The following is a 10,458-nucleotide window of genomic DNA, read 5'->3' on the forward strand; positions in this document are numbered from 1 at the left end:
CTCATAGCGTAGAAGGATATTTTATGATTACAAATAAACACGTCAAATTGTTAATGAAGTGTTTATTTTGACAGGGGTTGATTGACTGAATAGGGGGAAGGAAATGAAAAGGCCTTACGGCCTTTTACGACATTAAGCGATTGATAGTGGTTACTTAAAAGTGGCAAGTAACTTCAATAGGTTTTGTAGCTTAGTAACCGCTAAAGTAAGTTTTTGCTGATCAAGTTCTTCGTTATGGCTTAATGCTTCAACATCCGCTGCAACATCTAATACGTAAGGTTTGAAACGTTTCGCGTCGAACGTAAAACCCGCGTCTTCAGTAAATAGCGCTTTGAATTTACCGTGACCTTGCTGCTGCAACTCGTCTAATTTTTTGTCAGCATCAAGTGCCTGACGATAAACTACTTTTAAGTTCTCGTTGAGCTTTTCAATAACAGCGTGCATATTTTTCCTAAAGTTGTTGCTTAAACGGCCGATATTCTACGTGGATTCATTTAAAAAGTCAGGTATATGCTTATGAATATTTCTGGAAATAACCTACCTGCGATGTCTGGTGCAGGTCCAAGTGGCGAGGTTTACAGCGCTTCTTTGGCCAAAAAGCAACAGCAAGCAGATGGGAAAGCAGCGCTTGCTTTGATTGAAGCCGCAGGGTCTAGTGCTGGCGCACAAAGCCCTGCAAAGTCAACCACAGCAAGTTTAGGTAATAACATTAACGTTTACGTTTAACGTCGCGTTAGTGTTTATTACCCCAGCTGTAAATCAATCGGTGTCTTGCTTGTTTTGCCACCGATTTCTCTCACTAATTTGGGTATCAGAAAGCCAGGTAATGCGTCCAGCATACCCGCGACAATAGCCCGTGCTTGAGATTCTTCAATGTCAAAATGGCTTGCGCCTTCGACCTTATCTAGCAGGTGCAAGTAGTAAGGCAAAATATCAGCTTCAAATAGACGTTCGCTTAATGCCACTTGGACTGAACTGGTGTCGTTCACCCCTTTGAGTAACACGCTTTGATTTAACAAAGTGACGTTGGCACTTTTGAGCATGGTCATGGCTTTGATAAAATCGTCATCAATTTCGTTAGCATGATTAATATGATTAACGAAAATCACTTTTAATGGGCTATTGGCAAGGCGTTGACAAAGCTGGCGTGTAATTCGGCTAGGGATCACCACAGGTAAGCGGCTGTGTATTCTAATGCGCTTTAACTGGGGTAACTTCTCTAATTCATCTATTATCCATTCAATGGCGTCATCTTTTGCCATAAGTGGATCGCCCCCACTGAAAATCACTTCATTGATTTGCGGATGTGCTTTGAGATAGTCGATGCTTTCAAGTAAGGACCGCTTATTTAATTGGTTTTCTTGATAAGGGAAATGACGCCTGAAACAATAACGACAATTTACCGCGCAGCCAGTTTTCAGCATCAGTAAAATGCGCGAACGGTATTTGTGCAATAAACCTGGTTGCGCGCTGTCTTGCTCATCTAACGGGTCTTTATTAAAGCCTGCTTTGGCTAAAAATTCCTTATGAAGAGGCATGACTTGAAGCAACAAGGGATCGTTAGGATCACCATATTTCATTTTTTTTATAAAGGGCAATGGCACTCGTACTGGAAACAAACGTCTAGCTTGTAGGTCACTTTCACTAAAATAAGCTGCCAAACCTAGCATTTTTACTAGTGTTTCTGGGTTTGTGACGACATTTGCCAATTCTTTTTGCCAGTTGCTCTGCAAATTTACTTCATTTGTTTGTATCATTAGCAAGTTTACTACTCGAAAAAGACAGTTAGAGGATACGATGGCGAATTATAGCACCAACGAGTTCAAGGGCGGCTTAAAAATTATGTTAGATGGTGAACCATGTGCCATCTTAGAAAATGAAATGGTTAAACCTGGTAAAGGTCAGGCGTTTAACCGTGTTAAGATCCGTAAATTGATCTCAGGTAAGGTATTAGAAAAAACCTTTAAATCTGGCGATTCAGTGGAAGGTGCTGATGTAATGGATACTGATCTTGCGTATCTTTATACAGATGGTGAGTTCTGGCATTTCATGAACAATGAAACATTTGAGCAAATCGCTGCTGATGAAAAAGCAGTGGGCGAAAATGTGAAGTGGTTAGTAGAAAACGATGTATGTACGATTACATTGTGGAACGGCAGCCCAATTGCTGTAGCACCGCCAAACTTTGTAGAACTAGAGATCACTGAAACAGATCCTGGTCTTAAAGGTGATACAGCGGGTACAGGTGGTAAACCTGCTACGCTTATTACCGGCGCTGTGGTACGTGTACCATTGTTCGTGCAAATTGGCGAAGTAATTAAAGTTGATACGCGTACGTCTGAATACCAAGGTCGTGTAAAGTAATACACTGTATTAGTATTAAAAATCCCAGCTTTGACTGGGATTTTTTATGGCTGTAATAAAAGAGGGCATTATGTCTGAACAATTGTGGGCCCCAAGCGGTGAGATAGTCACATTGCGCCAACGGGCGGTGATTTTGCACAAAATTAGGACTTTCTTTGCGGAACGTGACGTGATGGAAGTTGAAACACCGAGCTTATGTGCCGCGAGCGTAACCGATGTGCACTTAGCCACTTTTTCAACAGAGTTCGTTGGGCCAGGAAATAGCGCAGGCTTGCCGTTATATCTGCAAACCTCCCCTGAGTTTGCCATGAAGCGTTTACTGGCTGCCGGCAGTGGTGCCATTTACCAAATTGCCAAAGCATTTCGAAATGAAGAGTCGGGAAAGCATCATAATCCAGAGTTCACTATGCTTGAGTGGTATCGTCCTGATTTTGATGAGTTTGCACTGATGGCTGAATTAAGTGAATTAATGATGCATATTTTAGACTGTCAGCCATGTACGTCTATTTCGTACCAGCAAGTGTTTATGGATGTGTTGGCGATTGATCCGCTGTCAGCCAGCCTAGATGAACTCAAAAGTGAAGCTATTAAATATGGGTACGGTGATATTGCCGAGGCCGAAACACAGCGAGACACCTTGTTACAGCTATTATTTTGTATGGAGATTGAGCCTAAAATTGGTCAACATGCGCCTTGTTTTGTTTATCATTTTCCTGCCTCGCAGGCTGCATTGGCAAAACTCAATTCAGAGGATACACGCGTCGCTGGGCGTTTTGAGTTGTATTATAAAGGCATGGAGTTGGCTAATGGCTTTAATGAGCTCACAGATGCGACTGAGCAAGCAGCACGTTTTGCACAAGACAACCAATTAAGGGTTGAGTTGGGTCTAAATCCAGTTGATATGGATCGACACTTTTTAGAAGCCTTAGCGCATGGTTTACCTGCATGTTCAGGCGTTGCGTTGGGTGTTGATAGGCTTGTGATGCTGGCTACAGGCAAAAGCGCAATTAAAGAAGTGATAGCGTTTGATATAGCGCGCGCATAGCGCTATATCAAACTTGTAAAGGTAGAAAATTATACGAAACGTTTTAATTCATCTTGCGTTGTTTTTGTTAAAAGTTGCGCTTGTTGGCAGTGATTTACAGCATCATCAATTTGTGTTTTAGATTGCTGGCCCAGTTCGACGATCTGCTGCACTGTTTGGTGTGTATTATTTTGTGTGGCCTCTAACTGATGCACCGCACTGACGATGTCTTCTAATTGTGCTTGATTACGCTCAAACTCTCGACTCATATCCGTAAACCCTTGAGAGGTTGTGCTGATGGCTTGTTCGGCACCTTTGGAGTGATCAATCAGCTGTTCTGACTCTTGGTTTGTTTCACCCACTAGGGTATTCATTTGATTGATGAAATCGCTAATTTGACGTGTCGCTTCATTGACTTTGACTGATAAACTTCTGACTTCATCGGCCACAACGGCAAAGCCGCGCCCAGCTTCTCCGGCTCTTGCTGCTTCAATTGCAGCGTTTAAAGCCAGTAAATTAGTTTGGTCTGAAAACTCTTCAACCATTTTGAGGATACTGCGAATGTTTTCGCTGTTTTCTTTTAATCCTGAAACAGTCGTAGAGAACTTACCAAGTAATGCGGTGATTTGCTTTACTTCATCGACCAATTTTGCCAATGAGGTAGAAGACGCTTTTACAAATTGTAAGCTCTCGGTATTGGCTTGGTATACTTGATCGGTATTACCCACGATACTTTGTAGGCTGTGTGTGACTTGATCGCTGGCGGCAATAATAGAGTCGCTAATATGCAATTGTTGTGCACCAAACTCCGCGGTTTGCTGCATTGATTGTGTCACATCTTGGTTGCTGTTTGCAGCGGTTTGCGCACTGTTATACGTGCTGGCAAGAAGCTTACTTAAATTACTGGTAAACGTATTGTATTGCTCGCTCAATTCTCTAAATTCATCGTAAGTAAAGTGGGGCAGTTTAGCGTTGAGATCGCCATCTTTGCGGTTAATTTGTTTTAACGCATCGCGCATTGCCCTGACTGGTCTCACGATTAAAAACCGCATATAAAATAATGTGAAAATAAAGCCAGCGACGGCGCCAAATGCCATCAGCCAAAACCAACCTAAGCCTTGTTCTTTTTCGCTGAGTTCCGCATACAACCAAAATAAAGTGAGTAACTGAAACGAAAATACAAAGCTTAAATTGCCAAATATTTTACGTGATAGGGTAAAGAAAAAAGATTGTTCAATTTGATTATATATACTCATGTATAGACCCATTTTAGGCTCTTCACTGTGCCATTTTATTTAATCATAGAACAGTGTGAATTATTTATTCAGTTAACGCGACAAAATCATTTTTGCATAACATGGAAAGTTAGTAAAAATACCATCTACACCAAGCAGCTGCATGTCTTCGATGTCTTGCTGCTTATCGACTGTGTAGGCATAAACCTTTAAACCTCTTTGCTTTGCGTCATGTACATATTCATGATTTATAAAATTTTTATCGATATGAACACTATAGGCATTTAATTGCTGAGCAAATTGCGCATACTGCAGTGGAATAGATGCTGTGAGTGCGCCGATTTTAATCCAAGGCAATTGCTGTTTTAACCACAGTAATTGGTGGTGGTCGAAAGATGAGATAAGTAATTGGTCACGTGACAAGGTGGCATCATGGATATTCTGTTCAATGCAGGTAACAAACTTGTCTAAGCTAAATGTATGCTTGAGCTCAAGGTTTATGAGAATGTGTTGACCCACGGCGGTTAAGGCTTGCTGTAAACTCGGTATGTACTGTCCATTACCGGCATCAAAAGACTGTACTTTTTCAAGGGAAGTGGTATTGATTTTACCTTGGCCATTCGTGGTGCGGTCCAGCCAAGTATCATGAATAATGACAAAGTCATCTTGGCAACTTTGGACGTCTAATTCAATGCCATCGACCTGAGCTTGTAGAGCGGCATCAATTGCGCTTAAGGTGTTTTCTGGGTAATTACCACTGGCACCACGGTGAGCAAATATATGCATTAGGCTTTATTCCTTGTAACAGACCAAGTTTCAAAAAAAGCAGTGCTAACAACAAGTAACCCCCCTATCAAGGTTACTATACTGGGTTTTTCTGCCAATAGCATAAAGGCCAACAGGGTTGCATACAAGGGCTGTAAGCAAGAAATTAACCCCGCGGTCGTTGCTGACAAATGTCGTAAGCTACTGGCAAAAAGTGCATGAGGTAACGCGGTAAAGACGATGCCAGCAAGTAAAATCAAACCAAGGTGAGACTGTGAAAGAGCGCTGGGGGGAACGGTGACAAAGGCACATAGCATGAGGCTGGCTACGAGTGTTTGATATAGCATGGTTTGAGGGCCACCATAATGGGAAAAGTATCTTTTTTGCAGTAAATTTCGTAGCGAAAATAAAGCGCCCGAACTCACGCCCGTTATGATGCCTAATGTAACTTGGTTGCCTAAACTGGCCTCAGGTATGAGTAGGTATATACCTGTGAGTACGACAACAGCACATATTATATCTTTGCGTTTTAATTGCTTTTGCGTGAAAAAGGGTTCTAAAAAGACCGTTATAACTGGGTAAGTGAAAAAAGCGATAATGCCAATGGCTATGCCTGCCATTTGCATTCCCGCAAAATAGGTCACCCAATGCAAGCCAACAACAACACCCAATAAAATAGCGATTAAATAGTCTTTTGAGGTCTGTAAGGCAATTTTCTTTCGTTGTAATGTTAGCAAGAGTATAAGTGCGACGAAGGCCACTGCCGTTCGGTATACGGTAATGTCTAATGCTGATAAATCGATGAGTTTTGAAAAAAGAGCGGTACCACCGAATAATAAAACGGCGATATGTAAATATAGCAAAGAGGATTGCTCGGCTCGCATGTGAGTGGCCTACCTTTTTTATTTAGTTTAACACTAACCTTGTGACCTTTGTCACTAAATGTTTGTTGCTATTTTTGCTATCTTTGCTTGTCTGTATCTCAAGGTTAATTTTACACATATGGCAGCACACTCGGTGATCAAACATTTAGCACTGGCTGAACAGCACAAAATTCTAAGAAGCATTGGGCCATTGATTTTTTCGCTATTTTACTTTTTTCCGATGTTTAGTCTTTGGGATGTGCTTAGCTTACATGACCTAGGGTTACAGGTGGCTATCTACAGTTGTTTTATCGCCTTGTACTGTGTTGCGGTGTTTAAACAAGGCGATGATGCCACGCTTACAATTATTTTGATGCTTATCGTGACTTCAGCAGGATCCTTGGTAACGCCTGGAACCAGCACTTTGTTTGGCTATATAGCGCCACTATGTGGCTTTAATTACCGTCGTCCGTATAGCTTTTTTATGTTAGGTATCATGTTGTTCATCATGTACCTCTGTAGCCAGTATTTGATCACGAGCAACCCGCTGTACTTTTGGGCGCCGGCTTTACTCATTAGTATTGGCTTATTTAGTTTTGGTGTATTTGAGCGCCAAGAACGTTTACATCAAATTGCACACCACACTAGCCAAGAGAAATTAGAGCAACTTGCAGCAATTGCCGAACGAGAGAGAATTGCGAGGGATTTACATGATACGTTGGGACACTCTTTGTCTTCAATAGCATTAAAGGCAGAACTGGCCAGCAAATTACATGATGCAGGGTTACAGCAAAAAGCAGTCTCAGAATCGCAGCAGGTAGCTGAACTAGCAAGAGATTTATTAAGTGAAGTGCGCGAAGCGGTCTCTGGATTAAAACAGATGGGACTATATGCACAAATCAATTTACTCGAGCAGCGTTTAATTGATGCGCAGTTTAACGTCGAGCAACAGCTAGATGCAGTGGACTTAAAAGCAGAACATGAAAGCACATTGTGTTTTATTGCTAAAGAGCTTGTGACTAATATTTTGCGCCACAGTGATGGTAAGCATGTCTCGATTGAAATAGGTCAAATAGACACTGTATATATGCGTATTTTCGATGATGGGCATGTGGACCAGTTCAAGTATGGCAACGGGTTAACTGGTTTGATAGAACGAGCTGAAGCACTAGGGGCAACTGTAATAATTGACACGAGTACGGGATTTTCTGTGACCGTAAAGCTGCGGGAGGAGCGGGTGTGATTAAAGTGATGGTTGTGGAAGACCAAGCATTGGTTAGAGGGGCGATTAGTGCTTTATTAAGCTTAGATCATGACATTGAGGTGGTGGCTGAGGCTGCCGATGGAGCAGAGGCAAAGCAGCTGTTGCAATCGGTGATCCCTGATATCGTTCTAACAGACATTGAAATGCCAAACATGACAGGGTTAGAACTGTTAGAGCATGTATCGCAGGCACACGAGACATGTCAGACGGTTATCATGACGACTTTTTCTCGTGCCGGATATATTCGTAGGGCATTAGCTGGAGGGGCGAGAGGGTTTGTATTAAAAGAAGCGCCCAGTGAGTACTTAATTCGCACGCTCAAACAGGTGGTGTGTGGTAAAAAAGTCATTGACCCTGAATTAGCATTGTCAGCACTAGATGATACAGATCCGTTAACAGAAAAAGAAAGAAAGGCATTACGACTTGCAGGTGAAGGGTATAAAACAGCTGAAATAGCGAAAAGTTTATACTTAAGTGAAGGTACCATAAGGAATTATTTATCTGATGCAATAGCAAAACTAAACGCCAGTAATCGTGTGGATGCAGCGCGTATTGCGAAACAAAAAGGCTGGTTGTAAGCAATTAATAAGGGTTAAATTCACTAATAATGTTAACTGGGATCAAATTTCTTTTAACAAAAAAGGCTTTTTATTGGGTCGGTTTTTGATAGTATAGTCATCCTAAATCATTATTAAGTAAAGGTTACGATGTTAGAGCCAAAACTCCTCATGCCTGTATTAGCACTTACCACATCGGTGTGCGGGGTGTTTATGCTGTTGAATTGGTTAATTCATCGAACACTTGCTGGCACTAAGCAATGGATGTTGTTTGTGACCTTGGTTGCCGTGGCATGTGTGCTTATTTCACAGCCACAGCTGAGTGATTTTTGGCGTATTTTTGTAGCAAATCAATTGATTTTGGCTGGGCTTATTTTTTTAGCGCTGGGAACTGAGCAATTTTTTCAAATTAAATCAAAATACTGGCCCTGGGTCGTGTTATCTACCGTTCATATTTTAGGCTTTGTGTGGTTCACTTTTTTTGAACCGCATTTCATCGTACGAGTGGTGCTTAACTACACTATTTGGGCGTTGTCATTAGGGCTGTGTATTAGAGCATTATTTCAAAGTAAAGTCAGTGAGTTAACGGAAGCAAGCATTGCTCGTTGGAGCTTTCTGCTTGCCTGTGTGGGTATGCTCAGTATTTTCACGCTACGGCTATTTATGCTGGGAGCGTATAAACCCTCAGATAGTCTCTTAACCAATAACATGAGTAATCAAATTTTTACCATTGCGGTTATCGCAATTCCTTTGTTGTTGTGCTTTTCTTTAAGCTTACTGTGTAGTGGTCGACGCGCTGAACAGGTGGAACAAACTAAGCAGGCTGCCGAGCAAGCGTCACTATTAAAAGGCCGTTATCTCACATTACTTAGTCATGAATTAAGAACCCCACTGAATGCCATTGTCGGGCATGCTGAGATGCTCAAAAGTATTCCAAGAGAGCCGAAAAAACATGCGGAGCTATGTGACATTATCGCGGGGGCTGCGATGTCTTTATCAGATCTGGCAAACCAAGTGTTGTTGCAAGCGAAAGGCGAAACAAAACCGCAAGAACTCACTGCAGTTAACATTGCCAATGTATGCCAAGAGATAGTCGATTTACTCTCGCCGTTGGCGGAACAAAAAAAACTGGATGTGAGTTTAGATACGACATCGTTAATGGCACAAGATTGCTTAGTCGATAAAGAAGCGCTTACTCTTATTTTAAAGAATTTACTGTCAAATGCGATTAAATACACACTTGATGGCAGTGTGGTGGTTACCATAAAGTCCGAGAGTGTTGGTAGTCACTACCACAGTGTACAGTTTTACGTATCAGATACAGGGGTGGGTTTAAATGACGCTGATTTAGTGACTATCTTTGAGCCATTTGTAACCGTTGCATCAGAGCAAAGTGTGGCGCAAGGTGCTGGGCTTGGCTTGTCTTTGTGTAAGCAGTTGCTAGAAAATATGAAAGGGGAGCTTCGCGTACGCAGTGAAATAGGGCGTGGTACTGAGTTCTTTTTTGAATTACTACTACGAGAGGGGGAAGTGCAAACGAGCAAAGTGAATGCACCCACAGCGAGATACACCCACCATCAGCAAGGCGGGTTAGCCTGTAGTATTTTGGTCGTCGAAGATAATGCATTAAATCGAGAAGTCTTAAAGCATTACTTGGAAGAGTTGGGTACTACCTTTGAATTTGCGCATGATTTAGCTCAAGCCACAAGCAAGGTAACCAAACGCGCATTTGATATTATTTTGCTTGATATGCATTTACCTGATGGTCATGGTTTATCTTGGTTTGTCGATGAATTAAGCACTATGACATTACCCAGCTCTCCTACGGTGATTGCACTGACAGGTGATGCCGATGAAACGGCCCAACAAACTTACTTACGCCATGGTATTACCTATTGTATTAGCAAGCCGGTGTCACCTAAAACGCTGGTTGCTGTACTAGAGCAAGTGTGTGCCGCACAGAGTACGCAAATATTAGACGAACATTTAGTCAATGAAGAGGTACTGCGTCAATTGAGTAGCTCCCTCGACGGGAAGTTCTTGACGACTAAATTGATGTATTTATCTGATACATTTGATTATGAGTTTGCACAGTTACAGGGGTTGGCGGATATTAAAGCAACCGATATTTTATACGAGAAGTTACTGCAATTGGCGCAAGAAAGCCACTTACTCGGCATGGCTGCTTTGAGTGATGAGCTGAGACTGGCAAGTGAGCAGCTTCAGCAAGGACAAACGATCCATTGGCAGGCATTACACAGTTTCGCAAAAGAGAGCGTGATGGCGTTGCAAACTATTCACTCAAAAGTTGTAGCATAAATAATATACTCACGCCTTAAGTAGGGCTTTTATTCTAAAGCCTTATTCTTTTCTTGAAAATATCCAC

General features: G+C 41.9%; 11 protein-coding genes. 6 read left to right on the plus strand and 5 right to left on the minus strand.

The genetic code is table 11. The features are described 5' to 3' along the window. Window positions 1-150 precede the first annotated feature (150 nt). Entirely contained in the window at window positions 151-444 is a 294-nt protein-coding gene (locus BGP78_RS02630) for a prephenate dehydrogenase (RefSeq protein WP_119859948.1), read from the minus strand. Between the two features lie 72 nt (window positions 445-516). On the opposite strand from BGP78_RS02630, the gene BGP78_RS02635 reads away from it, so the two are divergent. Continuing rightward, complete coding sequence (locus BGP78_RS02635) at window positions 517-726, plus strand: hypothetical protein (RefSeq protein WP_119859949.1); 210 nt, start codon at window positions 517-519, stop codon at window positions 724-726. A gap of 17 nt (window positions 727-743) precedes the next feature. Here the strand turns inward: BGP78_RS02635 and epmB are convergent, their stop codons facing one another. Further along, window positions 744-1,757, minus strand: coding sequence for an EF-P beta-lysylation protein EpmB (gene epmB / locus BGP78_RS02640; RefSeq protein WP_119859950.1), 1,014 nt, complete (start codon window positions 1,755-1,757; stop codon window positions 744-746). Between the two features lie 40 nt (window positions 1,758-1,797). Between epmB and efp the strand changes: the two genes are divergently transcribed. Then, on the plus strand, window positions 1,798-2,364 hold the full coding sequence (efp, locus tag BGP78_RS02645; protein WP_010366624.1) for an elongation factor P: 567 nt from the start codon (window positions 1,798-1,800) through the stop codon (window positions 2,362-2,364). 70 nt (window positions 2,365-2,434) lie between these two features. Further along, window positions 2,435-3,409 carry an elongation factor P--(R)-beta-lysine ligase gene (epmA, locus tag BGP78_RS02650; RefSeq protein ID WP_119859951.1) on the plus strand — a complete coding sequence of 325 codons (975 nt, stop codon included), beginning with the start codon at window positions 2,435-2,437 and terminating at the stop codon, window positions 3,407-3,409. A gap of 29 nt (window positions 3,410-3,438) precedes the next feature. On the opposite strand, the gene BGP78_RS02655 is transcribed toward epmA, so the two are convergent. The 3 genes from BGP78_RS02655 to BGP78_RS02665 form a co-directional block, all read right to left on the minus strand. After that, window positions 3,439-4,644: a methyl-accepting chemotaxis protein gene (locus BGP78_RS02655; RefSeq protein ID WP_119860073.1), complete on the minus strand. Its 1,206-nt coding sequence runs from the start codon at window positions 4,642-4,644 to the stop codon at window positions 3,439-3,441. Window positions 4,645-4,716: 72 nt separating this feature from the next. Further along, on the minus strand, window positions 4,717-5,409 hold the full coding sequence (locus BGP78_RS02660) for a glycerophosphodiester phosphodiesterase family protein (protein WP_119859952.1): 693 nt from the start codon (window positions 5,407-5,409) through the stop codon (window positions 4,717-4,719). After that, window positions 5,409-6,272, minus strand: coding sequence for a DMT family transporter (locus BGP78_RS02665; protein ID WP_119859953.1), 864 nt, complete (start codon window positions 6,270-6,272; stop codon window positions 5,409-5,411). The genes BGP78_RS02660 and BGP78_RS02665 overlap by 1 nt, the downstream gene beginning before the upstream one ends. Before the next feature lie 118 nt (window positions 6,273-6,390). Here BGP78_RS02665 and BGP78_RS02670 point away from each other — a divergent pair, with 118 nt between their 5' ends. The 3 genes from BGP78_RS02670 to BGP78_RS02680 all read left to right on the plus strand — a co-directional run bounded on the left by BGP78_RS02670 (window position 6,391) and on the right by BGP78_RS02680 (window position 10,391). After that, window positions 6,391-7,494, plus strand: coding sequence for a sensor histidine kinase (locus BGP78_RS02670; protein WP_182912202.1), 1,104 nt, complete (start codon window positions 6,391-6,393; stop codon window positions 7,492-7,494). After that, window positions 7,491-8,093, plus strand: a complete 603-nt coding sequence (locus tag BGP78_RS02675) for a DNA-binding response regulator (RefSeq protein WP_119859955.1) — start codon at window positions 7,491-7,493, stop codon at window positions 8,091-8,093. The genes BGP78_RS02670 and BGP78_RS02675 overlap by 4 nt, the downstream gene beginning before the upstream one ends. Window positions 8,094-8,222: 129 nt before the next feature. Continuing rightward, on the plus strand, window positions 8,223-10,391 hold the full coding sequence (locus BGP78_RS02680) for a hybrid sensor histidine kinase/response regulator (protein ID WP_119859956.1): 2,169 nt from the start codon (window positions 8,223-8,225) through the stop codon (window positions 10,389-10,391). The last annotated feature ends 67 nt before the right edge of the window (window positions 10,392-10,458 follow it).

The organism is Pseudoalteromonas sp. MSK9-3, from assembly GCF_003590335.1.
Lineage (GTDB): Bacteria > Pseudomonadota > Gammaproteobacteria > Enterobacterales > Alteromonadaceae > Pseudoalteromonas.

Excerpts from the sequence above, each read along its gene's own strand:
- BGP78_RS02630 (WP_119859948.1), bottom strand. The coding sequence starts at position 444 with ATGCACGCTGTTATTGAAAAGCTCAACGAGAACTTAAAAGTAGTTTAT.
- BGP78_RS02635 (WP_119859949.1), top strand. The coding sequence starts at position 517 with ATGAATATTTCTGGAAATAACCTACCTGCGATGTCTGGTGCAGGTCCA.
- epmB (WP_119859950.1), bottom strand. The coding sequence starts at position 1,757 with ATGATACAAACAAATGAAGTAAATTTGCAGAGCAACTGGCAAAAAGAA.
- efp (WP_010366624.1), top strand. The coding sequence starts at position 1,798 with ATGGCGAATTATAGCACCAACGAGTTCAAGGGCGGCTTAAAAATTATG.
- epmA (WP_119859951.1), top strand. The coding sequence starts at position 2,435 with ATGTCTGAACAATTGTGGGCCCCAAGCGGTGAGATAGTCACATTGCGC.
- BGP78_RS02655 (WP_119860073.1), bottom strand. The coding sequence starts at position 4,644 with ATGAGTATATATAATCAAATTGAACAATCTTTTTTCTTTACCCTATCA.
- BGP78_RS02660 (WP_119859952.1), bottom strand. The coding sequence starts at position 5,409 with ATGCATATATTTGCTCACCGTGGTGCCAGTGGTAATTACCCAGAAAAC.
- BGP78_RS02665 (WP_119859953.1), bottom strand. The coding sequence starts at position 6,272 with ATGCGAGCCGAGCAATCCTCTTTGCTATATTTACATATCGCCGTTTTA.
- BGP78_RS02670 (WP_182912202.1), top strand. The coding sequence starts at position 6,391 with ATGGCAGCACACTCGGTGATCAAACATTTAGCACTGGCTGAACAGCAC.
- BGP78_RS02680 (WP_119859956.1), top strand. The coding sequence starts at position 8,223 with ATGTTAGAGCCAAAACTCCTCATGCCTGTATTAGCACTTACCACATCG.